This window comes from Microlunatus sp. YIM B11417, assembly GCF_059617205.1.
Genome location: NZ_JCAMPJ010000001.1, coordinates 1152150 through 1178048 on the forward strand (window position 1 = coordinate 1152150; position 25899 = coordinate 1178048).

The following is a 25899-nucleotide window of genomic DNA, read 5'->3' on the forward strand; positions in this document are numbered from 1 at the left end:
TCATGATCAGTACGGGCGACCAGGTCGAGCTCCGGCCGGCGGGGGACCGGGCGCTGCTGGTGCTGCCCGGTCGGGCCGACCTGCTGGCCGGGATGCTGGCGACGGTCCGTTCGGCCGGGGTGCCCGGGGTGGCCGACCTGCTGCCGGCGGCCGAGACGCTGTTGATCACCATCGACGAGGGTGTCGATCAACAGACCGTGGCCCGCGACCTGCGGGCCCTGCTGGCTGATCATGAAGCCTGGTCCACGGTGCCGGACGACGAGGCCGGCGAGGTGATCATTCCGGTCCGCTACGACGGAGTTGATCTTGACGAGGTGGCCGGCCTGCTCGGACTTGATGTTCCGGGCCTGATCGCGGCGCACACCGGCCGGGTCTGGCGGTGCCGGTTCGTCGGCTTCACGGCCGGGTTCGGCTATCTCGAGTCCGACGAGCCATGGCCGGCGGTGTCGCGACGGTCCCAGTCGCGGACCGCCGTACCCGCCGGGTCGGTCGGGCTCGCCGACCGCTACAGCGCCGTCTACCCGCGCCGCGCTCCGGGCGGCTGGCAGCTGATCGGCACCACGGACGTCGCGATGTGGGACCTGGGCCGGCCGCAATCGGCGCTGCTGGCGCCCGGCACCCGGGTCCGGTTCGTCGAGGCGGCCGCCGGATGAGTACCACCCCGGGGAGCTCGGTACGGGTGCTGGCGACCGGACCCGGCGCGACCGTGCAGGACCTGGGCCGGCCGGGCTGGTTCTCGTCCGGGGTCGGGGTCGCCGGTGCCGCGGACGCGGTGTCGCTGCGCCGGGCCAACCGGCTGGTCGGCAACCCGGACGGTGCGGCGGCCATCGAGGCCGTGCTCGGCGGGCTGGAACTGGAGGCCGACGGCGACGTCGTCCTGGCCATCACCGGAGGCCGGGCGCCGGTCACGGTGGACGGTCGGCCGGCTGCGGTCACGGGGCCGATCGACCTGCGGGACGGGCAGGTGCTCCGGCTCGGCCTGGCCGAGGCCGGCCGCTGGATCTATCTCGCCGTCCGCGGCGGCTTCGACGTCGAGCCCGTTCTCGGGTCACGCAGCCGGGACACCCTGGCCGGGCTCGGTCCGGAGCCGCTGCGGCCGGGCCGGACCCTGCCGATCGGCCCGGCCGGTGAACCCGTACCGGACGCCGGGCCGGAACTGCCCCCCGTGCCGATCGGGCCCGGCCCGCTGACGGTCCGGGTGGTCCCCGGACCGCGGCAGGACTGGTTCCGCAACCCCGACGACCTGTTCTCCGGATCGTGGCTGGCCACCGACGAGCAGGACCGGATCGGGGCTCGGCTGGCCCGGCCCGCCGGCGAACCCGTCCTGGTCCGCGCGGTGCCGGGTGAGCTGCCGACCGAGGGCATGCCGCTCGGCGCGATCCAGGTGCAGCCGAGCGGCGAGCCGGTGATCTTCCTCGCCGACCATCCGATCACCGGCGGCTACCCGGTGATCGGGGTGGTGATCGCCGAGGACGTACCGATCGTGGCGCAGGCCAGGCCCGGCCAGCGGATCACCTTCCGGCCGCACCAGCCGGGCCGCACCGACCGGCCGCCCGGCCCCGCCAAGGTGCTGATCGCCAACCGTGGCGAGATCGCGGTCCGGATCATCCGGGCCGCCAGGGACGCCGGGCTGGGCACCGTCGCGGTGTACGCCGACAGCGACGCCGACGCGCCGTTCGTGAAGCTGGCCGACGAGGCCCACCCGCTCGGCGGTACGACAGCCGCCGAGACCTACCTGGCCGGCGACAAGCTGCTCGCCGCGGCGGCCCGGTCGGGGGCGTACGCCGTCCACCCCGGCTACGGCTTCCTGTCCGAGAACGCCGACTTCGCCCAGTCCGTCCTGGACGCCGGCCTGGTCTGGATCGGGCCGTCGCCGCAGTCCATCCGCGATCTGGGCGACAAGGTGACCGCCCGCAGGATCGCGCTGCGCTCCGGCGCGCCGCTGGCCGCCGGGACCGAACAGCCGGTGGCCGGCGCCGCCGAGGTGATCGACTTCGCCCGCCGCCACGGCCTGCCGGTGGCGATCAAGGCGGCCCACGGCGGCGGCGGACGCGGCATGAAGATCGCCCGCACGCTGGACGAGATCCCGGAACTCTACGAAGCCGCGACCAGGGAGGCCGTCGCAGCGTTCGGCCGCGGCGAGTGCTTCGTCGAGCAGTACCTGGACCGGGCCCGGCACGTCGAGGCGCAGGTGCTGGCCGACCGGCACGGCAACGTCGTGGTCGTCGGCACCCGCGACTGCACGCTGCAGCGCCGCTTCCAGAAGCTGGTCGAGGAGGCGCCGGCACCCTACCTCTCGGCGGTGCAGCGGGAGCGGATCACGGCCGCCGCGAAGGCCATCTGCCGGGAGGCCGGCTACTACGGGGCCGGCACCGTCGAGTTCCTGGTCCAGGGCGACGTGATCTCCTTCCTCGAGGTGAACACCCGGCTGCAGGTGGAGCATCCGGTGACCGAGGAGACCGCCGGCATCGACCTGGTCCGGCAGCAGTTCATGATCGCCGGCGGCGGGCGACTGACGATCACCGAGGATCCCTTGCCCCGTGGCCATTCCTTCGAGTTCCGGATCAACGGCGAGGATCCCGGCCGCGACTTCCTGCCCGCCCCGGGCCGCTTGATCACCTACCGGGAACCGGCCGGGCCCGGGGTCCGGGTCGACTCCGGCGTGGCCGAGGGCGACGAGGTCGGCGGCCGGTTCGATTCCATGATCGCGAAGCTGATCGTCACCGGCGAGGACCGGGCGCACGCCCTGCAACGGGCCCGCCGGGCGCTGGCCGAGTTCCGGATCGACGGCGTCGCCACCGTGCTGCCGTTCCACCGGGAGATCGTGCGCCATCCCGCCTTCGCCGGCGACGATCCGGCCGAGTTCGCCGTACACACCCGGTGGATCGACACCGACTGGGACAACCCGCTCCCGCCCTACCAGGGCACGGATCCCGGTCCGGACCTGCCGTCCGGCGCGGTCGTCGCACCCATGCAGGGCACGGTGATCAAGATCGCCGTCGAACGCGGCCAGCACGTCGAGGCCGGCGCCCAGATCGCCGTCGTGGAGGCGATGAAGATGGAGATCCCGGTCACCGCGCCGACCGCCGGCACCGTCGTCGAGATCATCGCGGCAGCCGGGGAGACGGTCACCCAGAACGGTGCCCTGGTCCGCCTGAAAACCACTTCGTGATCTTGGTCGGCTGCACTACCCTCGATTCCGTACGGGGCCGGAAACGGTTCACCTGGACGCTAGAGCCGCATGCGGAGACGTCCGGGGAGGGGTTCGACTCCCCTCGGCTCCACCACGGGCGACCGGGCGCGGCCGCCACACTCGACGTCAACCGGCCGGCCTGGTGCCGGAGTCGCCGTCTCCGGCGAGCTCGGCGCGCACCCGAAGGGCGGTTTCGGTGGCCAGGGTCTCGCTGAGGCCCAGGTGGCGTTCCGGATCGAGCAGTTCCTGGACCTCCTGGCGGCTGAGGAGTGCCGTGACCGTCGGGTCGGCGGCGAGCACCTGCTCGAACGGCTGCCCGCTGCTCACCGCTTGCGTCGCCGCCCGGTGGACGAGGGCGTGGGCTTCCTGCCGGCCGATCCGCTCGGCCAACCGCATCATGACGGCCTCGGCCGTGATCAGCCCGCTGGTCAGGTCGAGGTTCTCCCGCATCCGTCGGGGGTGGACCCGCAGGCCGCGGAGCAGCTGTTCCAGCCGGTCCAGGATCTCGTCGAGCAACGACGCGGACCGTTCGAGCGCGCGGTCCATGGTCGCGTAGCGGGCTCCGTCGACCTCGTGCGCCTGAATGGTCGCTTCGACGGCCAGCGGCGCGAGCGCGCGGACCTCGGCGGCCGCGGTGATGATCGCCATCGACGCCTTGGCGTTGCGCTTCTGCGGCATGGTGGAACTGCCGACATCCGTTGCGGGCAAGTCCTCCTCCACCTCGCAGAACTCGGCCGACATCAGCCGGACCACCTCCTCGGCGATCGACTGGGCCGTCGCGGCGATGAGGGCGAGCAGGTTCACCCATTCCGCGAAATGATCAGCGATGGACCGGGACGGCACCGGCATCGGCGTCAGCCCGATCCGTTCGGCGACGCCGCGCTGGATGGCCGGGCCGAGCTCGCCGAACGTCGCGAACGTGCCGGCCGCGCCGCCCGTCATCGAGACGAAGAGGCGCGGTTCGATCTCGCGCAGCCGCTGCCGGTGGCGCAGCATGATGTCGGCCCAGACCGCTGCCTTGTAACCGAAGGTGATCGGTACGGCGTGCTGGCCGTGAGTGCGGCCGGCCATCGCCGTCGCGGCGTGGGTCTCGGCCAGATCGGCGAGCACGCGGAGGATCCGCTCGATCCGCGCGGTGAGGACGGCATGGGCCGCCCGGAGGCCCACGGTGTCACCGGACTGCTGGATGTTCTGGGTCGTGGCACCCCAGTGCACCCAGCCGCCGTGTTCGGGACCGACGAGTTCGGCCAGCGCCGTCACGAGCGGCACCATCACGTGACCGGTGGCCTGCTCGGCCGACGCCAGCGCAGCCTCGTCGATCTTGGCGATGTCGGCCTGCTCGGTGATGGCCGCGGCCGCTTCCGGTGGTACGAGGCCGGCGTCCGCCTCCGCCTGGGCGAGGGCCGCCTCGACGGCCAGCCAGCGCTGCCGCCTGGCCCGCGGTCCGAACAGGTCCGCGATCGATCGGGCCGTCAAGGGGTCACCGCCGGAGTCATGATCGTGTTGTCCTTCGCGTTCTTGGGCTTGTGCTCGATCACGTTGGAGATGAGCAGTACGACGAAGATCAGGAGAATCTGCAGGGATCCGTACGCCGCGGCAGAGCCCAGGTCGGCGGAGTAGAGGCGGTTGTAGATCTCGACGGACATCGGCGCATAGCCGGCCGGGTAGACCACCACGGAAGCGACGTACTCGCCGACGCCGTCGATGAACGCCAGCAGCGCGCCGGCGAGGACGCCACGCCACACCAGCGGCATCACCACGGTCAGCAGGGAGCGCAGTGGCGACGCACCCAGCGATTGCGCGGCCTCGTCGACCGCCGGGTCGAGGGTGTCGATCGACGCTCCGGTCTCCCGGAAGACGAGCGGCACATAGCGGACGAAGTAGGCCACGGGCAAGATCAACAGCGAGCCGACGAGCACCAGGCCGAGGTTCGACCAGGTGGGTTCGGCGAAGGCCGTGACCAGGTTGACGCCGATGACCGTGCCGGGCAGCGCCCACGGCAGCATCACCATGGCGTCCAGCAGGCCCTTGCCGCGCCGGAGCGGCCACCGGGAGATCACCCACGCGGCCGTCCCGCCGATGATCACGGCCACGATCGTGGCGTAGAAGGCCATCTGCAGCGACACGTTGACGGGGAACAGCGACTCCGGGTCGGTGAAGATCGAGACATAGTTCTCGATCGTGTAGCGGCTGGGCAGGATCTCGGTCGTCCAGGACCGGTTCTTGGAGAACGACAGCAGCAGGATCGCCGCCACCGGTGCGAGCAGGATCAGCGAGATCAGCGTGCTGCCGACCGCGGCCACGCCCGAGACCCAGCCCGTGGTCCGGGTCCGCGACCGCTGGATGCCCTTGGACAGGCTGCGATACGTCTGCCGCCCCTGGTACCAGCGCATCAGGAAGAGGAAGCCGACCGAGACCACCGCGAGCACCGTCGCCTGGGCCGCGGCGAGGGAGTAGTTGCCCCCGGTCCGGGTCGAGACGATCTGCATCGTGAGCGTCTGCACGTTGTAGAGCTGCGGAGCCGTGAACGACGCCATCGAGGTCATGAACGTGAGCAGGGCCCCCGCCACCAGGGCCGGCGTCAGCATCGGCAGGACGACGGTCGTCCAGACCTTCCAGCGCGGCGCACCGAGGTTCGCCGCCGCCTCCTCCAGCGAGGTGTCGAGGCCGGCGAGCCCGGCGGTGACCGACAGGTAGAAGAACGGATACATCGTGAGGACGTGGACGAGCAGCACCCCGCTGACGCCGGAGACCGCGACGGCGCCCGGGTCGACGCCGAGGAGGGCGTGCAACGCCCGCGGGAAGATCCCGGTCTCGTTGTAGAGCAGGGTGAACGACGCCGCGCCGATCAGCGGCGGCAGCGCCAGCGGCAGGACCGCGAGAACCTGGAGGACACGACGTCCCGGAAAATCGAACCGGGTGAGCAGTATGCCCAGCGCCGTGCCGACGATGGCGCACAGCGCCACGGTGCCGAGGGAGATTCCGACCGAGGCGACCAAGGCTCGCTGGGATCCGCCGGAGAGGAAGCTCACGTAGTTGGCCGCCGGCCCGTCGCCGCCGGCGCTCTGGATCGCCGTCTGCAGCATCGGCAGCACGACGAAGAAGATGATCACGGCGAACACCGGAAGCGCGAGCAGGACCACGAACCGCTCGGTCGGCGCGAGCCGTCGACGACGGCCGGTGCCGGCGACGCCGCTCATTCCGGGATCACCCAGCCCGACCGCGGTTCGACCTCGAGCCCGATGCCGGCTCCCTGGGTGACCTCGAGGTTCGGCGTGCTGACCGTGACGGTCCCGGCGACTCCTTCGAGCTCGACCTCGAGCACCGCGGTCGAGCCCAGGAACTCCCGGCTCCGGACCAGGCCGCGCAGCCGAGCCGTCTCGGGTGAGGTGACCAGCAGCGACTCGGGCCGGATCGACGTCTCGACCCGCTGTCCCGTCGCCACCGCGGCGTCCGGGTGCCGGCGCGCCTGGATCAGGCCGTCACCCAGCCGGACCTCGGCCGTGCCCTCGGCGAGTCCGACGATCTCGGCCGGGATGACGTTGCTGCGGCCGATGAAGCGGGCGACGAACGCGGTCGCCGGCTCGGCGTACACCTTCTGCGGCGTATCGATCTGGTGGGCGCGGCCGTCCGCGAGGACGGCGATCCGGTCGCTCATCGCCATCGCCTCGGCCTGGTCGTGCGTGACATAGATCGCCGTCGTCTCCGCGGCCTGCTGGACCTCGCGGATCTGCATCCGGGTCTCCTCGCGGAGCTTCGCGTCGAGATTGGAGAGCGGCTCGTCCAGCAGCAGCACCTCCGGCTCGATCACGATGGCCCGCGCGAGCGCGACACGTTGCTGCTGCCCGCCCGACAGTTGATCAATGCGACGCCGGCCGTACCCCTCGAGGCCCACGCGCTGCAACGCCTTCTCGATCCGCGGCAGGCGGGCTGCCTTCGTGATCTTGCGCAACTTCAGGCCGTACCCGACGTTGTCCGTCACGGTCAGGTGCGGGAACAACGCGTAGTTCTGGAACACCATGCCGATGCCCCGCTTGTGCGCCGGGGTCGTCGTGACATCCCGGTCGGCGAAGCGGATCCGGCCGGAGGACGGGGCCACGAAGCCGGCGATCATCCGGAGCAGCGTCGACTTGCCGCACCCCGAGGGGCCGAGCAGGGTGAAGAACTCACCCTGCTCGACCGTGAAGTCCACGCTGACGGTCGGAACGGCCGTGGCGGACTCCTGATAGGTCTTGCTGATCTTGTCCAGGTGAATCGGGATCACGGTGGTTCAGCCCTGGTTCTTGATGTTCTCGAGCCAGTGATCGATCCACTCCCGCTCGTGCTCGGCGGCCGCCGAGCGGTTGTACTCGAACTCCTTGCGGGTCAGGCCCTTCAGCCACTCGGGCTCGTTCGCGAGCTCGATCGTCGGGATCTGGAACGCGTTGTTGGCCAGCCATTCCTGGGTCTCGGTGCTGAACAGGAACTTCGCGAACGCCTCCGCGCCCTCGGGATTCTTCCCGCCCTTGATCTTGGCCACGCCGTCGGTGTTGATCGGCGAACCCGAGGCCGGCTCGAGAATGGCGAACGTCGCGCCCTCCTTGGCCTGGGCCAGGATGTCCTGCTGGTTCCACAGCGTGATCGCGGCCTCCTGCCGCTCCAGCCGGAGATAGAGGTCCTCCGGGTTCGCGGCATAGTCCTTCGTGTTCGCGTCGAGGGCCTTGAGCCAGGCGTAGCCGCGGTCGGGCTTCCCGTCCTCCTCGTAGAACCGGTCGATCATGGCCGAGTAGATCGCCCGCATGGTCCCGGACGCGGCGACATCGCGGATGAGGATCTTGTCCTTGTACTTCGGGTCCAGCAGATCGTCCCAGTCCTTGGGCATCTCCTCCGCGGTGATCATCTCGGTGTTGTACGCGAACAACTGCAGCTGGAGCTGCTCGGCGACCCACTTGTCGTCGTCGTACTGGTACTCGTCGTCGATGATCTTGAGTACGTCGTCGCTCCACGGCTCGATCAGATCCTCGTCGGCGGCGGGGCCGAACAGCGACGCGGTGCCGCCCCACCAGACGTCGGCCTGCACGTTCGCCTTCTCGGCCCGGACCCGATCGGCGACCTCGGCAGCGCCCAGCGTGACCAGCTGCACGTCGTAGCCGGACGCCTCCTCGAAGCGCGGAATGATCTCGTCGGTGATCGCCGACGGGCGCGGCGAGTAGATGGTGACGGTGCCCTTGGAGTCACCGCCGGCGCCGGTGCCGGGTTGCTGAAGTCCACAGCCGGCGAGGGCGAGGCCCATCGCGGCGACTCCTGCGACGGCCATTGCGAGCTTGCGCGTCATCTCCATATGCCTTCCTTGGCCGGTTGATGGATCGATCCACCACCGTGGTGGACCGATCCACCATAACAGCATCGGGAGAGCGGCGCCGGTCAGTCCGGAAGGGTCACCCGATAGGGCTGGGCGGACGGATGGGGTCCACACGACTCCCTGACCAGCAGCGATGGCCGGGGTCGCCTCGACTCGACCTCGGCCCCGGTCTCGATCGCCGTGACCAGCGCCTCGGCCGCGAGTCGTCCCAGCTCGTCGGCGTTGACGGCGAGCGTCGTCAAGGCGGGCTGCCAGTACCCGGAGGCGTCGACCCCGTCGTAACCGATCACCCGCACCGCACCGGGTTCGCCGGGCTCCGACATGCCGAGGTCTCGCAGGGCTCGCGCGGCGCCGAGGGCGACCAGGTCCCCATGGCCGATCAGCCCGTCGAAGTCGATCTTGTCCCGGACCAGTCCGGTCACCATCCGGTAGCCGCCGGAGCTCGTCGTCTCGCCCTCGACGACCGTGAGCCGAGCCGGCTCGGGCCACGTCTCCACGGCGCGGCGCACCCCCGCCACCCGTTCGCGGTGGATCGAGACGCCGGGGTGGCTGCCGATGTAGGCGATGCTGCGGCAGCCGTGCTCGAGCAGATGCTGCGCGGCGACGAAGGCGCCGTGCTCGTTGTCGATCCCGATGTACGGGTGGTCGATGCCGGGGATCCACCGGCTCACGAACAGGTTGGGAACGCCCCAGTCCGCGAGCGTGTCGATCAGGCTCTGATCACTGCCCGTCGCCGGGACGATGACGAGGCCGTCGACGTTGTGCTCGCGCAGCGTGCCGAGCGCGCGTTCCTGGCGTGGCAGCTGGTCCATCGTCGAGACGACGAAGAGCGTGTAACCCGCTTCGGTGAAGGCCTGCTCCATCCCGACGAGAAGCTCGCCGAAATGGGCTCGATGGATGTTGGTGATCACGACTCCGACGGTCCGGGAGGAACTGCCCCGCAGTGATCCCGCGGCTCGGTTGTAGACGTAGCCGAGTTCCTCCATGACGGCGAACACCCGATCGCGGGTCTCCTGGGATGCCCGACCGGTCCCGCGGACCAGGTTGGAGGCCGTCGTACGCGAGACGCCGGCGCGGTCCGCGACGTCGCGCAGCGTGACCCTCTTCTTCGACACCGGATCAAGGTATCTCGCGGGCGGTGATTCCTCGAGGCCCGCCGGCGACGTGCCGGCGGGCCTCGAGGGTCACGGAATGATCATGGTCCGGTCGACGGAGCTGCTGGGTTCATGATCAGAACCTGCCGAGCAGCACCGCCGTCTCGGCCACCTCGTGGCGCCAGGCCCGGTAGGCGACCGGGTCCTCGGTGAAGTGCCGCGAGTCGGTCACCACGTCGCGGGCACCGAGCGCCTTCTCGGCCCGTTCGATCAAGCCGCGGGGTGCGTCCGGGTGGGCCTTGATCGCACGGCGCAGCTCCTGCATCAGGTTGTAGTCCTCGAGGCCGTCGCGGACGTTCTCGAAGCGCAGCGAGGACATCGGGCCGTCGGCGCCAGGATAGTAGAGCGACCCGTCGCCGGCGGTGCCGTAGAACGTGGCCGGGTTCCACTTGGACAGGATGCCATCGTTCACCAGGAGTTGATCACCGCGATCGGCCTTCGGCCACCGGTTGGTGGCGTAGTAGAGGATGCCCTCGACGTTGGCCTGGTGCGACATCGCGCCCATCAGCATCCGGGTGTCGATCGGCGGGTAGCCGTTGAACCAGTTGGGCTGCGGGTAGTTGGTGGAGATCGCGTGGTACCACCAGACCCGTTCGCCGCGGGCCCGCGCCGCCTCGGCCACATCCTGTTTGTAGCCGTCGATCCAGGGCACCCAGATGTCCACCTGATCAGTCAGGCCGGAGTTCTGGCCGAACGTGTCGTCGCGCAGGGTCGTCATGATCGGCAGGTTCGGGAAGCGTTCCTTGATCCGGGTGAACGTGTGCTTCGCGGCCTGCAGCATCGGCCCGGTCGACTCGTCGAAGCCGTAGACCACGGCGTTCTCGGCGATGCCGGCCTTCTCGTACTCGGCCATCGCGGTCTCCAGTTGGCCGATCCAGATGTCGATCTGGGTGTCCCAGGTCTCCGGCTTGCTCGGGTCGAGCAGGCCGGCCCACAGGTAGAGCGCGGTGAACTGGGTCAGCCCGTACCGCTCCTTGATCTTGAGGATGTCGGCGGCCGGCTGCGGCCGGATCTCACCGGGCCCGGGGTCGGCCGGATTGTTCGCCGTGGTGTAGATCTGGTCCGGCTGGATCTTGTGCTCGGCCAGGAAATCCCAGTACTTCAGCCGCATCGCCTCGCGCTCGCCCGGGTCGGTCATCCCGTACAGTTCCCAGGCCAGCCAGGGCGTGAACTGGAACGCGGTGCGCAGCTCCGGCCGGTCCTTCGGGGTGAGCGGCCAGACCGTCACCGCGACCGCGAGCCGCTGGTCCGGCTGGCCCTCGGCACGCACCCGCACGGTGATCTTGTAGCTGCCCGGCTTGAGGTTCCGGGCCGCCTCGACACTGACCAGGTACGGCTGCACGTCGCCGGCCGGGATGTCGACGGTGCTCAGGTCGGCCCGGATCGGGTCCGGGGTCCAGCCGGTGTAGGTCGGGCGGCCGTACGCCGAACTCGGCACGGTGTACAGCGACCCGATCGGGGCCACGGTCGCTGCCAGCGCGGTGGCCGGCACCGGCTTGCCGTCCGGTCCGCGGACGCCGTCGATCGAGACCCGGACGTCGTTGAGGTCGATGCCGTACGGGACCACGACGGCCTGCACGTGCTCGGCCTCGCCGCGGGCCAGTTCGAGCGCCGGGGCGGTGCCGGTGCCCGCCCAGGTCTTGTCCTTGGGATAGACCAGGCTCATCGAGTCGGCCGTGTCCAGGCCGAAGCGACCCTTCGGCTGGCCCTGCCGCAGGGTCAGGATCTGGGTCAGCCGCTCCGGCGCCGCGACCAGCGTGGCCAGCGTCTTGATCATGGTGTTGTACTGGTCGACGGTGGTGATCGAGCCGAGCCCGTCGCGGATCGCGTCGGTGTCGGCGGCGAGCCCGTCGACCTGCGCCTTCATGTCCGCGTACGACGGCGAACCCTCGTCGCCGAGCAGCGTGGCGGCCTCGGCCAGGTCGGCGTCCACGCCGTCGAGGATGGAGTCGAAGTCGACCTGCCGGACCAGGTTCTGCACCACCCGGTTGCCGAACGCGCTGTGGTCCGGAGTCCCGTCGATCAGGCGCAGGGCGTCGTAGTAGCCCTTCACGGGTTCGGCCCGGCGGGGGATCGAGATCCCGATGTACTTGATCGAGGCGAGGTCGACGCCGGCCTTCGCGACGTCGGCCAGCTTCACCTGGACCGCCGTCCAGCCGCGCCCGCGGATGGCGTAGTTCACGCCCCAGGCCACGTTGTGGGTGTCCCGGATCGTGATCCGGCCGTTGGTCGTGTAGTCGGTCGGCATCCAGAAGTCCCAGGCCAGCCAGTCGTGCCCGGACCAGTTGTTGTCCGGCATCGCGGCGGTGCCCGCGTTGAGCGTGAGACCGGAACTCGCGGTCGCCCCCGGCGTGCCGGTCGGCGCGACCGTGAACTCGAGTCCGCTCTCGCCGTGGCTGCCGTACGGCACCCGGGTGGCGGCGTCGTAGCCCGGCACGCTGACCGTGGTCGCCGCCACCGCCTCGTCGGTCTCGAAGTCCTGCCAGATGCCCGGTCCGGCCGCCCGCGCCGGCCCCGAGACGGCGACCAGCAGGGCCGCGATCAGGGCCAGTCCGAGCAGGACGGGGGTTGTTCGGCGAAGTCCGCGGTTACGCACCATGACCACATCCTCGACGTCGAGTTGGGATTATGTCGCAACCGTATGAGATTTTTCGGCTGACCGGAAGACCCAATTTTAACGATGAAACACGGGGGTCCGGCCCAGGATGTTCGCCTCGGCGAGGGTGCCGACCGCCCGGTCGGCCAGGAATTGGCAGAGCCGCACGCGCTCGTCGAAGGTGTGCCGGGCGCCGTCGGAGGGGTCGTCGAGCAGTCCGTACAGGAAGGAGTCGAAGCCGCTGCGCAGCAGGGTGGTGATCGCGAACGACCAGGCGACGCCGGCGATCGAGGGGTTCAGGCCCTCGGCCCGGAGACCGCGCAGATAGCTGGGCAGGATGACGTCGGCGATCGTCGGCAGTCGGCTCGCCGGGACCTCGCCGGCGTGCACCAGTCCCACCAGGAGCTGACCGAGGTCGAAGCCGAGGGTGTGCGGCGTCCGGAAGCTGAGGTCGATCACCACGACGGTGTCCGGCTCGTCCCGGGGGACCAGCAGGTTCTGCGGGCTGGCGTCGCCGTGCGGCAGACACTGCGGCAGGGTGTCGAGTCGATCAAGGAACTCCGGGATCCGCGGCGCCAACCGGCGCAGGTCGCGCCGCAGTTCACCATGATCACGAAGCCATGGGTGGGCCCACAGGTCGTCATCGGCGAGCGGCTCGAGGCCGCGCAGCGGGACGGCGGCCGTGGCGTACTGCCGGAGCGCCCCGTTGGCCGGGGAATCGTTGGTGGCCAGGATCTCCGGGCTGCTGCAGCGGGCGTTCCAGCGGCCCAGCAGGTAGGCCGCGCGACGATAATGATCAAGATCGAACGGCTCCGTGGAGATCGCGATGTCCTCCTGCCAGACGGCGACCCGGTCGTCCGGGAGTTCGACCAGCCGGTGCAGGCGCGGCGGCCGCAGGCCGGGCGGGAAGCTGTCCAGGATCAGCGGATCCCAGAGCTCGAGCTCGGACCGCCAGGGAAACCAGGCCATCATGTCGGCCCCGACCTCGGGCGGCAGCAGGGACAGCATCGGCCAGTGCCGGACGTGCTGCAGCACCTTGCAGAACAGGGACCAGCGGCGCCCGTCGGTGGTGGTCCCGCACAGCCGGTAGAGCGCGCCGGTGGCCGGTGAGCCGGAGGCGTAGGGGACGGGCTCGAGGGTGCCCTCGGTGGCGGCCTCGGCTCCGAACGCTTCCCGTACCAACGCGCGGACAGTCGTTCCCAGGTCGGCTGTCTGCAGGAGTTCGTTCGGTGTAAACGCCGGGCCGCCGCCGAGTTGGCCCCCCACTCGCGCGCCACGCATGGCGCTCCTTCCCCCCGATCTTTGTCAGGAAACCTTACTGACTCGCTGATAGTAAGGTTCCCTTATGACCGTGGTCAAGCAGGTTCAGCCCGATCACATCTTCGCCCTGCTCGGTGGACTTCTGGACGCGCTGCGAGCCGATTTTCAGCAGGAAGCAAAGGTGCTGCGACAGCCGTACCGGCGGCTGCGGACCTCTCAACTGCGGCTGCTCAGCCTGACCCCGGTGGAGGGAATGCGCCTGACCGATCTCGCGGTCCGGGTGGGGATGACCAAGCAGGCGCTGGGGGAGTTCGCCAACGTCCTGGAGGGCGAGGGATTTCTCGAGTCCGTGAGCGATCCCACCGATCGCCGGGTACGGATCCTGCGCCCCACCGCCAAGGGCCGGCGCGCCGTCGAGGCCGGTGAGCAGGTGATCAACGCCGTCGAGGAGCGTTGGCGGGAACGCCTCGGCACCGAGCACTGGGAGCGCTTGCGTACCCTGCTCGCCGACGCGCTCCCTGCCGGTGACGGGTCATGATCAGGAAGCCTTGTCGATCTCCGCGACGATCTTGGTGAAGCCGCGGTCGGCGGCCAGTCGGCGCGGGAGCACTCCGTCGCCGTCCGGGATGGACGGATCGGCGCCGGCGGCCAGCAGCAGTCGCACCACCTCGACATGATCATCCGAACCGTTGCCGAGCACGATCGCCTCGTGCAACGCGGTCCAGTTGAGCTTGTTGACATGGTTGACCGGCACGCCGGCCGCGATCAGCAGCCGCACGGTCTCGACGTGGCCGTGCTCGCTCGCCGGGATCAGGGCGGTGCCGCCGTACCGGTTGGTGCTCTTCACATCCGGGTCGTGTTCCAAGATCAACTCGAGGATCTCATTCAGTCCCTCGGCTCCCGCGTAGAGGAAGGCCGAGTCCTGGAGATCGTCCTTCGCGTCCGGGTCCGCGCCGGCCTCGAGCAGGAGCCGGGCCAGTTCGACCCGATTCGCCTTCGTGGCCGAGACCAGCGGCGTCCGGCCGTCGTCCGAACGCGCCTCCAGGTCGGCGCCGTCGGCGATCGCCTGCTTCGCTGCGGCGGGGTCGTCCTCGCGAACGGCGCGCAGCAGGGCCTTCGTCGCCGCCTCGCGGCTGACCTTCGGCTTCGGCGTCGGAGACGGTGTGGGCCGCGGTGTCGAGGACGACGGGGCGGGCGTCGGCGTGGGATCGGTCGGCATGGTGGTGCTCTCCTGCGTGGTCGGTACGGCAGCGGGCTGGGGCGGAGCGGCCGAACAGGCCGACGCGACCGTGATCGCGGCGATTCCGGCGGCCATGCGGATCGTGTCGCGGTAGGTCATCGGGTCCTCCTGAGAAAGTATCCTCCTTTTGGTATACCAAACCGTTCAAGGGGTGACTGGTGAAGAATGGCCGGATGGTGAACGACGGAGGCTTCGAGCCGGAGTCGGCGCGGGTCACCCGGCAGCTCCGCGACGACATCATCGACGGGGTACGGCAGCCGGGCAGCAAGCTGGTCGAGCGCGACCTGGCCACCGAGCTCGGGGTGAGCCGGATCCCGGTCCGGGACGCGCTTCGGGCGCTGGTCGCCGAGGGCCTGGTGGTGCAGCGCCCGCGGACCTGGGCCGTGGTGCGCGAGTTCACCCCGGCCGACATCGCCGACCTCAGCGAGGTGCGGTCCGCGTTCGAGGAACTGACCTTCCGGCTGGCCGCTCAGCGGCACGACCGGGCCGGGCTGCGCCGGCTGCAGCAGGTCCTGGAGACCGAGACCGAGGCGGCCCGGGCCGGCGACGCGGTCCGGGCCCGCCGGGCCGCGGCCGACTTCCACGAGGTGGTCACCGACCTGTCCGGCAACGAACTGCTGATCGAACTGGAACAGATCCTGCGCAGCCGGATGCGCTGGCTGCTGACCCAGCACGACGACCTCGAGGTGGTCGCCGCCGAGCACGAGCGGCTCTACCTCGCGGTCGCCGATCGCGACGTCGACGGCATCGGCGCCCTGGTCCGGCAGCACCTGGAGACCAGTCGTCAGCTGAGCCGGGCCGGGCGCTCCGTGGCAGACCCGTCGTCGTCCGGAACGGATTGACGGCCGATCCTGATCAGCCGCGGTTCGGCGACGGCGAGGGCGGCCAGGGTGATGATCAACAACAGGCTGCTGCAGAGGGTGGTCGGGCCGACCCCGACGACCTGGGCGATGGCGCCGAGGGCCAGGGCGGCGACCGGCATGATCCCGATCGCCAGTTCCTGCAGGCCGAGGGCCCGGCCGTGCAGGGCCTCGTCGGTGGTGATCAACAACAGGGTCGTCTGCATCACGCCGAACGCCGCGCTGAACACGCCGATCGCGGCCATCAGCAGGTACGAGACGGCGACCTGGCCGGACACCGCGAAGAGGGCCCACATGGCGCCCCAGGCCGCGGTGCCGAAGACGAACAGCGCGCCCTTGTGCCGGAAGTCGCCGAGCCCGGCGATGATCATGGATCCGACCAGCCCACCGACGCCGCCGCAGGTGAGCAGGACGCCCAGACCGGCGGCGTCCAGGCCGAGCTGGTCCCGGGCGAACACCGGCATGAAGGACTGGTAGACCGGCCAGATCAGGATGTTCGCGGCCAGCGTCACGCCGAGCACGGCGAGGGCGAGCCGGTTCCGGCCGATCTGCCGGAACCCGTTGATCATCAACGGCAGCATCCGCTCGGTGACCCGGGTGACGGCGCGGCCGTACCGGCGCAGCGGGAGCAGCAGGACCAGTGACGCCGCGTACCAGAGCGTGGAGATCCACAGCGTCGTCGGCGCGCCGAGCACGGCGATCATGGCCCCGCCGAGTGCCGGGCCGATCACCTGGGTGACGTTCATGGCCAGGGCGTTGAGGGCGTTGGCGTTGCTGAGGTTCTCCCGGCCGACCAGCTCGAGGACGAGCGCGGCCCGGGCCGGTTGGGAGGGCGACTGGGCCAGGCCGACGGCGAGCCCGCCGATCACGATCGCCCCGTACGAGAGCAGGTCGACCGAGGCGAGCAGGGCGACCACGGCGACCGCGAGGAAGGCCCAGCCACTGGCGATGATCAACATCCCGACCCGGTGGTGCCGGTCGGCCAGGGCTCCGGTCAGCGGGCCGAGCAGCAGCGGCGCCAGCCGTACGGCGGTGAACACGGCGACCAGGAACTCCGACCCGGTCAGTTCGTAGGCGATCCAGCCGAGCACCAGGGTCTGGCTCCAGGCGCCGCCGAAGAAGAACAGGTTCGACCACCAGAGCAGCCGGAACCGCGGGTTGTGCCGCAGGGAGGCGAGGGCCGAGCCGAGGCCCGGCCGGGTCCGGACCTGGTTCACGCCAGGCGGCCGGACCGTGCGACCACGCGACCGCCGGCGATCACCAACTCCCGGGCGGGCGCGCGGACCAGGGCATCCGGCACGTTCTCGGCGTCGATCAGCACCACGTCCGCGCGGGCGCCGGCGACAAGATCATGAACGGTACGCCCGACGAAGGCGGCGGCGCGGCTGCCGGCCAGCTCGACCGCGGTGATCAACTCCTGATCGGTACGCAGGCCGTGCAGCCTGGCGAATCCCAGCGCGACCCGGAGCAGATCGCCGTCGCCGAACGGTGACCAGAGGTCACGGATCCCGTCGGTACCGAGTCCGATGCCGACGCCGTACTCGATCATCTCGCGCCAGGGCAGCGGTGCTGATCTTGGTGGGGCGACGGTGGCCCAGGAGATCCCGGCCTCGGCCAGCCGCTCGACCATGGCGCGGCGGCGGTCGGCGGTCAGCTCGCCGAGCGCGAATCCGTGCGACACCGTGACCCGGCCCTGCAGCCCGGTCCGCAGCGTGCGGTCGATGATCAACTCGTACTGGAAGGCGCCGAGTTCGCCGCCGTCGTGCAGGTGGATGTCCAGCCCGACCCCGCGCCGCTCCGCGATCGCGAACAGGCCGTCCAGCTGTGCCACCGGGTCCCGGTCGATGCCGGCCGGGTCCAGCCCGCCGATCGCCGTCGCGCCCGCCGCCGCGGCGCGGTCCAGCAGGTCCAGCACACCCGGACGGCGGATCACCCCGTCCTGCGGGAACGCCACGATCTCCGCCTGGATGGCACCCTGGTGCCGGGCGACGGCCTCCCGTACCACCTCGATGCCGGTCAGCCCGACCCCGAGATCGACGTCGACGTGGGTCCGGGTCGCCGTCGTCCCGTGCTTGAGGAACTCGCCGAGCACCGCGGTCGCGGCATCGGCGCTCGGGATGCCGAGCCGGTCGCGTTCGGCGCGCTCGTGGGCGATCCGACCCTGCGTGCCGCCCTCGCCGCCCGAGGACACCCACGGCATCCCCCACCAGCTCTTGTCCACGTGGGCATGGGCATTGATGAACCCCGGCAGCGCGACCAGGCCCTTGCCGTCGATCACCTCGCCGTCGTCGGGGGTCCCCGGCCCACCCGCAGGCCGGACCTCCACGATCCGGTCGTCCTCGATCACCAGATCGACTGCCTCGCGACCCCAGGGTCGCACCTTGCTCACCGTCCGACGCACCATGGTCAGATGGTATACCAAATTGAGTCGTGGCGAGGGCGTCACGATTTCTCTTCGCACGCGAGTCTCCGGGCGAGCTAAGCGCTTTACCGGCTGGTGCGAAGAGGAATCGCGACACGAGGGTGGGCAGATCCGGCCCGGGGTCAGCGGCTGACGGCTTGGGCCAGGGCGGCGAACTGGTCAGGGTTGCTCAGGGCACCGATGCCGAGACGGATCAGGGCGGGTGCGCCGTTGATCACCTGCTCCTCGGACAGGTCGGTGAGCATCAGGGCGAGGACGCCGGTCCGGCCATCCTGCCAGTGCACGTTGAGGCCGAGGTTGACCGTCTTGGGCAGGCTGCCGCCCTTGAAACCGAGACCGGCGGCGCCGTCGGGGCGCAGGGAGGCGAGGCCGCGCTCCAGGTGGCCGCGGATCACGGGCAGCGCGGACCGGGGGCGGAAGGTTCCGGCGGCGACGGCGTGGTGCAGGCCGGCCAGGTCGGCCGCCGTGCCGCGCGCGTGGCCCTGGGTCCACGGCCACTGTTCCTCGGTGGTCGCCGGCATCCCCGGAATTCGCTTCCAGACCTCCTTGCGGAACTTCAGGTCGTGGACGAACCGCCGCGCGAGGTGATCACCGATCGCCCGGCGCAGGGCGGCCGGTGCACCGAACGGGGCCGCCCGTTCGGGCAAGATCAACTGGAGCACTTCGCCTTGCAGGGAACGGGTGTCGGGGCGATGCCAGCCGCCGGCTGCCGCGGCCCGGTGCAGCGTCGGATCGCCGAGCCGGTCCCGGAGATAGTCGGTCGCGGCATTGTCGCTGAAGTCGATCATGGCCGCGGCCAGGGTGTCCAGGGGTACGGTCCGGTCCGGGTCGTCGGCGATGCCGTACTCGTTGCAGGGGATGCCCAGCGCCGTCAGGGCCGAGTAGTGGGCCCGGCCGTCGCTGACGTACGGGTGCCGCGCGTCCCAGTCGCCGAGCCGGATCGGCTCCGCCGGATCCAGCCGGCCCCGGGCGACGGCGGTCGCGTACGCGGAGAGATGGACGATCTTGACCGCCGAGGCGAGCACCCGCGGCCGTCGCTCCAGGTGCCGGATCCGTCCCTGGTCGCCGTCGGTCGCCGCGACCGAGACGGAGGACCGGTGGGCCCCGATCCAGTCCAGCCAGGCCGCCACCTCGGGATCGGACGGCCGGCGCGGTTCGGCGGCGGCCGGCGTGGAGCCGAAGGCCAGTGCCCCCGGGATCGCCAAGGATCCGGCGATCAGGAATCGGCGCCGAGAGAACATGAACTCCTCCAAAGCCTGTAGATTACGTAATATCGTAAATCCTACAAGTTGATCAGGTCATGGTCAATCGACCTCGGTACGCGTCCAAGATCATTTAGAATCCAGGTCCGGAGACCCAAGGGGGATTGGGGACCTATGAGTGTGGTGCGTGCGTTCCGCTCCGTCCTGATCGCCGCGCTGTCGCTGGTGCTGCTGGCCTGGATCGGGCGGGCCCTGTTCGGGACCGACCAGCGGGGGCCGCTGCTGCCGTTCCTGGCGCCGTTCTCGTTCGACGCCGTCGTGGACGCGATGGCAGTGCCGTTGCTCGCCGGGGTCGCCTGGGCCGGGCTGCTGACGTTCGGCGGATCGACCTGGGACTCGACCTCGAAGAGAATCAAGGGCCCGGTCGCCATGGCCACGGTGATCGAGTCGTCGACGACCGGGCTGTCGGTCAACGACGTCCCGCAGTACCAGCTGTATCTCGAGGTGAGACCCACCGACGGTCACCGGTACGTGAGCCAGTGCCGGCTGCTGGCCTCCAGTCGTGATGCCTGGATGGTGGAGCCCGGGGTCGCCGTCCCGGTGCACTACGACCTGAACCAGCCCGACTACGTCACGCCGGCCGAGCCGGCCGAGCCCGAGGTCCGGCGGGCGGTGTTGCAGTGGCGGATCGAACGGGGCCTGATCGAGCCGCGGCTGATCCGCGCGTACCTCGACGGCCGCTCCGAGCATGCCTCGGTGATCGACCTGCGGCCCACCGGGCGACACCAGGACGGCCAGAGCGAGCTGGAGATCCGGCTGCTGGTCTCGCCGGACGGCCAGGACCCGTTCGAGACGACGAGCCGCGTGTTCGTCTACCCGGAGTCGGTCGCGGAGGTGCAGGTCGGCTCGCCGGTGCGGGCCTACTGGCTGCCGGGTGACCGGGAGAACGTCGCGATCGGCGTCGGGCGGGGGATCGGGCGGTGAACGGGCTTCTTGATCATCTCGTCTGGCTGGCGAACTTCCCGGCCGGCACCGGCTACGTCTGGGTCTTCATCTCGAGCTTCGGCGCGTTCGGGGTGGGACGTCACATGATCAACAGGAGCGCCCGGCGGTCGCGGCTGACCGAGCTGCGCCAGGAACGTGAGGCGCCGCTGGGGCTGCGCCGGCAGCCGGTGCTCGACGCGCTGCAGCTGATCAAGGCCTGGGTGGCCCGGGTGGTGTTCGTCTGGCTGGTCGTGGCCGGGGCGCTCGGAATCGCATCGCTGGCCGGCTTCGCGCCGACGCTCGGCTACATCCACGCCAACGGTGCGACCGCGCCGGCGACGCTCGAGAACGACTACGTGACGTTCACCGCGAGCGACGGCCGCACCTACACGCTGCCGTACGACTTCTTCACCACCCCGGCCTACCCGGACCGGGAGTTCTTCACCAGCGCCGACGAGATCGTCGTGCGCTATCTGGAAGCGCACCCGCAGGCGTACGTTCTCGACACCGAGCGGACGCCTGAGCGGTGAACGCTCACTGCTGCCGGGCCCAGGCGCGGACGGCGAGCGGGCAGAACACGGCGACGAGGATCGCGCACCAGATCAGCGTGACGATGATCGAGTTCCCGGCCGGCGTCCCGGTGAGCAGGGCCCGGCAGGCGTCCATCGCCTGGCTGAACGGGTTCACGCCGGCCCAGGCCTGGAGCCAGCCCGGCAGCGAACCGACCGGTGCGGCCAGGCTGGTGCCCAGCTGCAGCGGCAGGAAGGTGATGAACCCGATCGCGGTCACCCCGTTCGGGTCCTTGATCAACACGCCGAGGAAGACGGTGACCCAGCTCAGGCAACTGCCGAAGAGGATCGCCAGGCCCACTCCGGCGACCGCCGCCGGAAGGCCGCCGGTGATCCGGAAGCCGGCCAGGCTGCCGAGTCCGAACAAGATCGCGGCTGCCGCCAGATAGCGGACCAGGTCGGCCAGCAGGGAGCCGAACAGCGGGGCGATGCGGGCGATCGGCAGGCTGCGGAAGCGGTCGGTGATGCCGTTCCTCAGGTCCAGGCTGAGGTTGGTGCCGGTGGACAGCAGCCCGGCCGTCGCGGCGCCCATCACCAGCACGCCCGGGAACAGGTACTGCACGTACGCCGACGTGGAGCCGGCGACGGAGCCGCCGAAGAGATAGAGGAACACCGCGCCGAACAGGGCCGGCGTGACGACCGCGTTGATCACCGCCCCCGGGTTCCGGCCGGTCTTGATCAAGCTGCGCCGGGCCAGTACGGCGCTGTGCCGGAGCCAGCCGAGCGGGCGGGGCGGGGCCTCGGGCCAGGTGGTGATCATGAGGCGGTCTCCGTCGGCTGGGCGTCGGTCAGGGCGTGGAAGGCCTCGTCGAGGCTGGGGAGGCGGAGAGCCAGCTCGGACACGGCGACCGCCTCGTCGCGCAGCCGGGCGGCGATCTCGAAGAACTCGGCGTCGTCGGTGATCGGCAGCCGGAGCTGCCGTCCGGTGTGTTCCGGGGCGCTGCGGCTGACCGCCGTCATGATCGCGGTCGCCCGACCGGCTGAGGCAGGGTCGACCAGCCGGACCTCGACGGTACGGCCGCCGACCCGCGACTTCAGGTCGTCCGGCGTGCCCTCGGCGATCACCCGGCCGTGGTCGATCACGGTGATCTCGTCGGCCAGGGCGTCGGCTTCCTCCAGGTACTGCGTGGTGAGCAGGACGGTCACGCCGTCGGCGCGCAGCCCACGGATCAACTGCCACAGGTCGTCCCGCTTGCCCGGGTCGAGGCCGACCGACGGCTCGTCGAGGAAGATCACCTCCGGCCGCCCGACCAGGCTCGCCGCAAGATCGAGTCGGCGCCGCATGCCGCCCGACCAGCCGGCCGCCGGACGGTCGCCGGCCTCGCCGAGGCCGAAGCGGTCCAGGAGTTCGGCGGCCCGCGCGACGGCCTGCCGCCGGGGCAGGTCGAGCAGCTGGCCGATCATGATCAGGTTCGCCCGGCCGGTCAACTCCTCGTCGATGCTCGTGTGCTGACCGGACAGCGCGATCCGGCGGCGCACCTCGGCCGGCTGCCTTACGACATCGAAGCCGGCCACCCTCGCCCGGCCCCGATCCGGGCGGACCAGCGTGGCCAGGATCCGGATCGCGGTCGTCTTGCCGGCCCCGTTCGGGCCGAGCAGGCCGAGCACCCGGCCGCGCTCGACGGTCATTCCGACGCCGTCCAGGGCCGTGGTCCGGCCGAATCTCCTGCTGAGGCCGTCGGCCTCGATTCCGTACCCGCTCACTCACCCTCCTCGAAGAATTCAGATGATGTCATCATCTGAATGGTGACAGTATCCTAGTGCGGCGTTCGACGGAAGGAGATCGATGGCCCGGCTGACCCGTGCCGAGCAGCAGGTACGGACTCGCGCCGCCGTGGTCCGGGCCGCGGCGACGGAATTCGCCGAGCACGGCTACCTCGGCGCCAAGATCGACCGGATCGCCGACCGGGCCGAACTGACCAGGGGAGCGGTCTACTCGAACTTCCCCGGCAAACGGGCGCTCTATCTGGCGGTGCTGACCGAGCTGGTCGACGAGGCCCGCGCCGCCGAGGCCACCGAGCCGCCGGGCGATCCGGCCGCCGCACTGGCCGCCTTCGCCCGGGTCTGGCTGGAACGGCTGCCGCTGGCCGCCGACTCCGCCGAACAGGGCCGGCTCCAGTTGCGCTCGCTGACCGACGCCGCGGACGACGCGATACGGGGCACGCTGGCCCAGGCGACCCGGCTGCAGGCCGTGCTGCTCGGGCTGGCGCTGGAGTCGGTCCGGCCGCCCCGGGCCCGGCGACGGCGGCGGGTGAAGCAGGCCGAGCTGGCCCTGACCCTGCTGGCCGGCGCGGCGCATCTGGCCGAGATCGCCCCGGGCTTCGGTGATCCTTTCGCCGTCGTGCAGGCCTGCGCCGGGCTGGCCGCGGCCGAGCCGGACGACGGCTGGGACCCGCCGCACCTGGCCTATGCACCGCCGGCGCGGCCGGAACAGCGTGCGGCGCCGGCGGGGGCCGGGCAGGAGCTGGTGACCGGCCGCGAGGTTCGACTGGACGTGGACGGCGTGGTCGTCGTGCTCGGCACCGGGCGGCTGTCGGCGGCCGAGGAGGCGGTCCGGGCGACCGCGGCCGGTGAACCCGTGACGGTGGTCGTCGCGACCCGGGATCCGGACGAGCGTGGCCGGTTGGCCCGGCTGCTCCTGGCCGACCTGATCGGCTGCCTGCGCCGGGTGGTCCCGGTGGGGAGCTGGACCGGGCCGTACCTGCTGTTCGACGAGGGCGGGCGCTTGTCCGCGGCGCTCGGGGTGCCGGAGGCCGACGACGACACCGAGGTCGCGGTCCGGGTCGCCGGCGGCGTGATGGTGAGCCGGGCGGAGGGTCGCGGCGCCGGGCACAGCGTGGCGGTCGCTCCGGTGCCGCGCTGAGCTCCACCGCTCGGTCGCGCTGACGTACGCTGCTGCCCATGCCGCGCTATGAGTTCCGCTGTCGCGAGTGCAGTTCCACGTTCGAGGTCGACCGACCGATGGCGGCCGCGAGCGATCCGGCCGACTGCCCGCAGGGGCACCCGGACACGGTGAAGCTGCTGTCCACCGTCGCGATCGGCGGCCTGGCGAGCGGCGGCGCCCCGGTTCCGGCCGGCGGTGGCGGCGGTGGCTGCTGCGGTGGGGCCTGCGGCTGCGGCTAGCGGTTCGGGCCGGTCCCGGCGAGGCGGTCGGCGAGCGCGGTGATCACCAGGCTCGCGATCGCCGCCTGACCCGCCACGGCGAAGTGGATCCGGTCCTCGCTGAGCAGGTCGGGCCGGTCGTTCAGCGGGTGGTCCCAGCTGTCGGCGACCACGGCGCCGTACTCGGCCGCCAGGGCGCGGGTGAGGTCGTTGACGCGGGCGACGCGCTCGTTGAAGTCCGGGTAGGCGGGGACGACGAACGCGCGGCCGAGGGTGATCACGCTGAGCTGTGCGCCGGTCGCCGCGCCCCAGGCGTACTGGGCCCGGAGGTCCTCCTCGATCCGGACCCAGTCGGGCCGGCGGCGCATGATGTCGTTCGCGCCGCTGTTGAGATGCAACAGGTCGGGGCCGAACTCCTCGACCCGCTCCGTCTGTTCCTGCAGGGTCTGCGGCGTGGTCGCGGCGATCCGCGCGGTGTTGAGGTATGCGAGCGAGGGTCGGACCTGGCGCAGCACGCGGAGCACCCGGTCCGGCCAGCCCAGGGTCCGATAGCCCGGCCTCGCGTCACCGACCCCGAGGGACAGGCTGTCGCCGACGACGGCGAAACGCCGCCAGGGTGCGTCGGCGAGCAGGCTCAGTGCTCGCTCGGGCGGCAGCACGTCGGGGTCGGTCGCTTCGGTCCAGCACGGCGTGGTTGCTCCGGGCATGATCACTCCGAGAGTGAGTTGGGCTATCAAACTGACATCCATGGTGCACCTAGTAGGTTTGAGATCACAACCCACTGACCGGAGAAGGTGTGCATGCCGACAGCACCCGCGGGGCGGACGCCCAGGGACTGCACGATCGCCGACGCGCTCGAGGTGGTCGGTGACCGCTGGAGCCTGCTCGTGGTCCGGGAACTGTTCTACGGACAGCGTCGGTTCACCGAGATCGTGCGCAACACGGGCGCGCCCCGCGACATCCTGACCACGCGGCTGCGGAAGCTGGTCGATCACGGCGTGATCGACCGCGAGCCCTACAGTCGACATCCGCCGCGGTACGAGTATCGGCTGACCGAACGCGGCCGGGCCCTGTCGCCGGTGCTGCTCACGCTCAAGCGCTGGGGCCAGCAGCACGTCCGTGACGGCGCGGACCCGGTGCGGCTCGACCACACGTGCGGGCAGGAGTTCGTCGCGGAGGTGCACTGCGCGGGCTGCGGGGAACCGCTCGAACCCGGGCAGCTGGTCCTGGAGCCGGGCGGCGATGCGAAGCCGGCCTAGGCCCGGGCCCGGCCGAACCGGGCCGCGACGCCGGGACTGTAGAGCACCGAGTCCGGTGCCCGGTCCGCGACCCCGGGCAGACCTGCCGCCGCGACAAGATCATCGTCGAAGTCGATCAAGGTCGCACGCCGCAACGGCCAGGGTTCGTGGGCGTTCGGCAACCAGAGGGTGCGGCGTCCGCGGGCGGTGAACAAGGCCCAGCGCGCGGTCAGGAAATGACCAAGATCATCGGCGTCGAGTCGATCATGGTCCGGGCGTACGTCGAGCGAGAACGACTCGCCGGTCCGGTGCCGGCGGGACCGGTAGCCGATCACACCATTCCGGTCGGTCTGGGTCGTCCTGGCCCACTGGTACGGCAGCGAGAACAACGCCCGGGCGGCGATCACGGCGGCCAGCCGGGAGGCCTCCAGGGACCGGAACACCACGCCGCGGCGGCCACGGCCGTCGACCCCGTACAGCCGGACGTTGACCTCGGTGAAGGTGCCGAGGTACGGGACCGGCGGTCCGACCCGGAAACGGGCCCGGGCCAGCCGGAACGCGATCAGCCCGACCCAACTGGACCCGTCGAAGCAGTCCGGCTCGATGCCGGGCGGCAACAGCGGAGCGACCCGCTGCGACGGGACCCGCCAGTGCAGGAAGGTGACCGCCTGCCACAGTTGGGCCGCGACCACCGGCCCGGTCAACTCGGGCGCGACGCCCAGGATCGGCTCCGGCACG

Annotated in this window: 24 protein-coding genes and 1 tRNA gene; 10 read left to right on the plus strand and 15 right to left on the minus strand. The window is 70.9% G+C overall.

The annotated features are described in order from the left end of the window. The first annotated feature begins 2 nt into the window (after positions 1-2). The 3 genes from AC6CCG_RS05865 to AC6CCG_RS05875 all read left to right on the plus strand — a co-directional run bounded on the left by AC6CCG_RS05865 (position 3) and on the right by AC6CCG_RS05875 (position 3287). Positions 3-653, plus strand: a complete 651-nt coding sequence (locus AC6CCG_RS05865; protein WP_496653533.1) for a 5-oxoprolinase subunit B family protein — start codon at positions 3-5, stop codon at positions 651-653. Beyond that, positions 650-3172 carry a 5-oxoprolinase/urea amidolyase family protein gene (locus tag AC6CCG_RS05870; protein WP_496653534.1) on the plus strand — a complete coding sequence of 841 codons (2523 nt, stop codon included), beginning with the start codon at positions 650-652 and terminating at the stop codon, positions 3170-3172. Before AC6CCG_RS05865 ends, AC6CCG_RS05870 begins: the two co-directional genes overlap by 4 nt. 33 nt (positions 3173-3205) lie before the next feature. Further along, a tRNA-OTHER gene (locus tag AC6CCG_RS05875) sits at positions 3206-3287 on the plus strand. 32 nt (positions 3288-3319) lie between these two features. On the opposite strand, the gene AC6CCG_RS05880 is transcribed toward AC6CCG_RS05875, so the two are convergent. The 7 genes from AC6CCG_RS05880 to AC6CCG_RS05910 all read right to left on the minus strand — a co-directional run bounded on the left by AC6CCG_RS05880 (position 3320) and on the right by AC6CCG_RS05910 (position 13466). After that, entirely contained in the window at positions 3320-4669 is a 1350-nt protein-coding gene (locus AC6CCG_RS05880; protein ID WP_496653535.1) for a class-II fumarase/aspartase family protein, read from the minus strand. Continuing rightward, the gene (locus AC6CCG_RS05885; protein ID WP_496653536.1) at positions 4666-6393 is read right to left on the minus strand and encodes an ABC transporter permease; all 1728 of its coding nucleotides are present in this window, start codon (positions 6391-6393) and stop codon (positions 4666-4668) included. The genes AC6CCG_RS05880 and AC6CCG_RS05885 overlap by 4 nt, the downstream gene beginning before the upstream one ends. Further along, positions 6390-7457, minus strand: a complete 1068-nt coding sequence (locus tag AC6CCG_RS05890) for an ABC transporter ATP-binding protein (RefSeq protein ID WP_496653537.1) — start codon at positions 7455-7457, stop codon at positions 6390-6392. The genes AC6CCG_RS05885 and AC6CCG_RS05890 overlap by 4 nt, the downstream gene beginning before the upstream one ends. A 6-nt stretch (positions 7458-7463) precedes the next feature. After that, positions 7464-8513 (minus strand): extracellular solute-binding protein, encoded by a 1050-nt coding sequence (locus AC6CCG_RS05895; protein ID WP_496653538.1) that lies wholly within the window; start codon positions 8511-8513, stop codon positions 7464-7466. Positions 8514-8596: 83 nt separating this feature from the next. Beyond that, positions 8597-9649: a LacI family DNA-binding transcriptional regulator gene (locus AC6CCG_RS05900; RefSeq protein WP_496653539.1), complete on the minus strand. Its 1053-nt coding sequence runs from the start codon at positions 9647-9649 to the stop codon at positions 8597-8599. Between the two features lie 115 nt (positions 9650-9764). Further along, the gene (locus AC6CCG_RS05905; RefSeq protein ID WP_496653540.1) at positions 9765-12287 is read right to left on the minus strand and encodes a DUF4091 domain-containing protein; all 2523 of its coding nucleotides are present in this window, start codon (positions 12285-12287) and stop codon (positions 9765-9767) included. Positions 12288-12362: 75 nt separating this feature from the next. Beyond that, the gene (locus tag AC6CCG_RS05910) at positions 12363-13466 is read right to left on the minus strand and encodes a phosphotransferase (protein WP_496653541.1); all 1104 of its coding nucleotides are present in this window, start codon (positions 13464-13466) and stop codon (positions 12363-12365) included. A 163-nt stretch (positions 13467-13629) separates the two neighbouring features. Here AC6CCG_RS05910 and AC6CCG_RS05915 point away from each other — a divergent pair, with 163 nt between their 5' ends. Continuing rightward, positions 13630-14082, plus strand: coding sequence for a MarR family winged helix-turn-helix transcriptional regulator (locus AC6CCG_RS05915; RefSeq protein ID WP_496653542.1), 453 nt, complete (start codon positions 13630-13632; stop codon positions 14080-14082). Here the strand turns inward: AC6CCG_RS05915 and AC6CCG_RS05920 are convergent, their stop codons facing one another. Beyond that, positions 14083-14883, minus strand: coding sequence for an ankyrin repeat domain-containing protein (locus AC6CCG_RS05920; protein WP_496653543.1), 801 nt, complete (start codon positions 14881-14883; stop codon positions 14083-14085). It lies immediately after the preceding gene. Positions 14884-14957: 74 nt separating this feature from the next. On the opposite strand from AC6CCG_RS05920, the gene AC6CCG_RS05925 reads away from it, so the two are divergent. After that, positions 14958-15626, plus strand: a complete 669-nt coding sequence (locus tag AC6CCG_RS05925; protein ID WP_496653544.1) for a GntR family transcriptional regulator — start codon at positions 14958-14960, stop codon at positions 15624-15626. Here AC6CCG_RS05925 and AC6CCG_RS05930 read toward each other — a convergent pair. The 3 genes from AC6CCG_RS05930 to AC6CCG_RS05940 all read right to left on the minus strand — a co-directional run bounded on the left by AC6CCG_RS05930 (position 15569) and on the right by AC6CCG_RS05940 (position 19307). Then, positions 15569-16861: an MFS transporter gene (locus AC6CCG_RS05930; protein WP_496653545.1), complete on the minus strand. Its 1293-nt coding sequence runs from the start codon at positions 16859-16861 to the stop codon at positions 15569-15571. The two genes, AC6CCG_RS05925 and AC6CCG_RS05930, sit on opposite strands and share 58 nt — an antisense overlap. After that, on the minus strand, positions 16858-18048 hold the full coding sequence (locus AC6CCG_RS05935; protein ID WP_496653546.1) for an amidohydrolase: 1191 nt from the start codon (positions 18046-18048) through the stop codon (positions 16858-16860). Before AC6CCG_RS05935 ends, AC6CCG_RS05930 begins: the two co-directional genes overlap by 4 nt. Positions 18049-18188: 140 nt before the next feature. Further along, positions 18189-19307 (minus strand): serine hydrolase, encoded by a 1119-nt coding sequence (locus AC6CCG_RS05940; RefSeq protein ID WP_496653547.1) that lies wholly within the window; start codon positions 19305-19307, stop codon positions 18189-18191. A 135-nt stretch (positions 19308-19442) separates the two neighbouring features. On the opposite strand from AC6CCG_RS05940, the gene AC6CCG_RS05945 reads away from it, so the two are divergent. Together AC6CCG_RS05945 and AC6CCG_RS05950 are read left to right on the plus strand one after the other, a co-directional pair. Continuing rightward, positions 19443-20252 carry a hypothetical protein gene (locus tag AC6CCG_RS05945; protein ID WP_496653548.1) on the plus strand — a complete coding sequence of 270 codons (810 nt, stop codon included), beginning with the start codon at positions 19443-19445 and terminating at the stop codon, positions 20250-20252. Next, a complete protein-coding gene (locus AC6CCG_RS05950; protein WP_496653549.1) occupies positions 20249-20782 on the plus strand; it encodes a hypothetical protein in 534 nt (177 codons plus the stop codon). The genes AC6CCG_RS05945 and AC6CCG_RS05950 overlap by 4 nt, the downstream gene beginning before the upstream one ends. 4 nt (positions 20783-20786) lie before the next feature. On the opposite strand, the gene AC6CCG_RS05955 is transcribed toward AC6CCG_RS05950, so the two are convergent. Together AC6CCG_RS05955 and AC6CCG_RS05960 are read right to left on the minus strand one after the other, a co-directional pair. Beyond that, positions 20787-21581, minus strand: coding sequence for an ABC transporter permease (locus tag AC6CCG_RS05955; RefSeq protein ID WP_496653550.1), 795 nt, complete (start codon positions 21579-21581; stop codon positions 20787-20789). Further along, positions 21578-22525 (minus strand): ATP-binding cassette domain-containing protein, encoded by a 948-nt coding sequence (locus tag AC6CCG_RS05960; protein WP_496653551.1) that lies wholly within the window; start codon positions 22523-22525, stop codon positions 21578-21580. The genes AC6CCG_RS05955 and AC6CCG_RS05960 overlap by 4 nt, the downstream gene beginning before the upstream one ends. 82 nt (positions 22526-22607) lie before the next feature. Between AC6CCG_RS05960 and AC6CCG_RS05965 the strand changes: the two genes are divergently transcribed. Beyond that, positions 22608-23684 carry a TetR family transcriptional regulator gene (locus AC6CCG_RS05965; RefSeq protein WP_496653552.1) on the plus strand — a complete coding sequence of 359 codons (1077 nt, stop codon included), beginning with the start codon at positions 22608-22610 and terminating at the stop codon, positions 23682-23684. Positions 23685-23722: 38 nt separating this feature from the next. Next, the gene (locus AC6CCG_RS05970; protein ID WP_496653553.1) at positions 23723-23944 is read left to right on the plus strand and encodes an FmdB family zinc ribbon protein; all 222 of its coding nucleotides are present in this window, start codon (positions 23723-23725) and stop codon (positions 23942-23944) included. Here the strand turns inward: AC6CCG_RS05970 and AC6CCG_RS05975 are convergent. Then, the gene (locus AC6CCG_RS05975; protein WP_496653554.1) at positions 23941-24630 is read right to left on the minus strand and encodes an SGNH/GDSL hydrolase family protein; all 690 of its coding nucleotides are present in this window, start codon (positions 24628-24630) and stop codon (positions 23941-23943) included. The two genes, AC6CCG_RS05970 and AC6CCG_RS05975, sit on opposite strands and share 4 nt — an antisense overlap. Positions 24631-24723: 93 nt before the next feature. Here AC6CCG_RS05975 and AC6CCG_RS05980 point away from each other — a divergent pair, with 93 nt between their 5' ends. Continuing rightward, positions 24724-25182 carry a winged helix-turn-helix transcriptional regulator gene (locus AC6CCG_RS05980; RefSeq protein ID WP_496653555.1) on the plus strand — a complete coding sequence of 153 codons (459 nt, stop codon included), beginning with the start codon at positions 24724-24726 and terminating at the stop codon, positions 25180-25182. Here the strand turns inward: AC6CCG_RS05980 and AC6CCG_RS05985 are convergent. After that, positions 25179-25898, minus strand: a complete 720-nt coding sequence (locus AC6CCG_RS05985) for a YqjF family protein (protein WP_496653556.1) — start codon at positions 25896-25898, stop codon at positions 25179-25181. The genes AC6CCG_RS05980 and AC6CCG_RS05985 overlap by 4 nt on opposite strands. Position 25899 lies beyond the last annotated feature (1 nt).

Bases quoted from the DNA above. Each gene is read 5' to 3' on its own strand.
- AC6CCG_RS05865 (WP_496653533.1), top strand. From the start codon at position 3: ATGATCAGTACGGGCGACCAGGTCGAGCTCCGGCCGGCGGGGGACCGG.
- AC6CCG_RS05870 (WP_496653534.1), top strand. From the start codon at position 650: ATGAGTACCACCCCGGGGAGCTCGGTACGGGTGCTGGCGACCGGACCC.
- AC6CCG_RS05885 (WP_496653536.1), bottom strand. From the start codon at position 6,393: ATGAGCGGCGTCGCCGGCACCGGCCGTCGTCGACGGCTCGCGCCGACC.
- AC6CCG_RS05895 (WP_496653538.1), bottom strand. From the start codon at position 8,513: ATGGAGATGACGCGCAAGCTCGCAATGGCCGTCGCAGGAGTCGCCGCG.
- AC6CCG_RS05905 (WP_496653540.1), bottom strand. From the start codon at position 12,287: ATGGTGCGTAACCGCGGACTTCGCCGAACAACCCCCGTCCTGCTCGGA.
- AC6CCG_RS05915 (WP_496653542.1), top strand. From the start codon at position 13,630: ATGACCGTGGTCAAGCAGGTTCAGCCCGATCACATCTTCGCCCTGCTC.
- AC6CCG_RS05920 (WP_496653543.1), bottom strand. From the start codon at position 14,883: ATGACCTACCGCGACACGATCCGCATGGCCGCCGGAATCGCCGCGATC.
- AC6CCG_RS05925 (WP_496653544.1), top strand. From the start codon at position 14,958: ATGGTGAACGACGGAGGCTTCGAGCCGGAGTCGGCGCGGGTCACCCGG.
- AC6CCG_RS05935 (WP_496653546.1), bottom strand. From the start codon at position 18,048: ATGGTGCGTCGGACGGTGAGCAAGGTGCGACCCTGGGGTCGCGAGGCA.
- AC6CCG_RS05940 (WP_496653547.1), bottom strand. From the start codon at position 19,307: ATGTTCTCTCGGCGCCGATTCCTGATCGCCGGATCCTTGGCGATCCCG.
- AC6CCG_RS05945 (WP_496653548.1), top strand. From the start codon at position 19,443: ATGAGTGTGGTGCGTGCGTTCCGCTCCGTCCTGATCGCCGCGCTGTCG.
- AC6CCG_RS05955 (WP_496653550.1), bottom strand. From the start codon at position 21,581: ATGATCACCACCTGGCCCGAGGCCCCGCCCCGCCCGCTCGGCTGGCTC.
- AC6CCG_RS05965 (WP_496653552.1), top strand. From the start codon at position 22,608: ATGGCCCGGCTGACCCGTGCCGAGCAGCAGGTACGGACTCGCGCCGCC.
- AC6CCG_RS05970 (WP_496653553.1), top strand. From the start codon at position 23,723: ATGCCGCGCTATGAGTTCCGCTGTCGCGAGTGCAGTTCCACGTTCGAG.
- AC6CCG_RS05975 (WP_496653554.1), bottom strand. From the start codon at position 24,630: ATGCCCGGAGCAACCACGCCGTGCTGGACCGAAGCGACCGACCCCGAC.
- AC6CCG_RS05980 (WP_496653555.1), top strand. From the start codon at position 24,724: ATGCCGACAGCACCCGCGGGGCGGACGCCCAGGGACTGCACGATCGCC.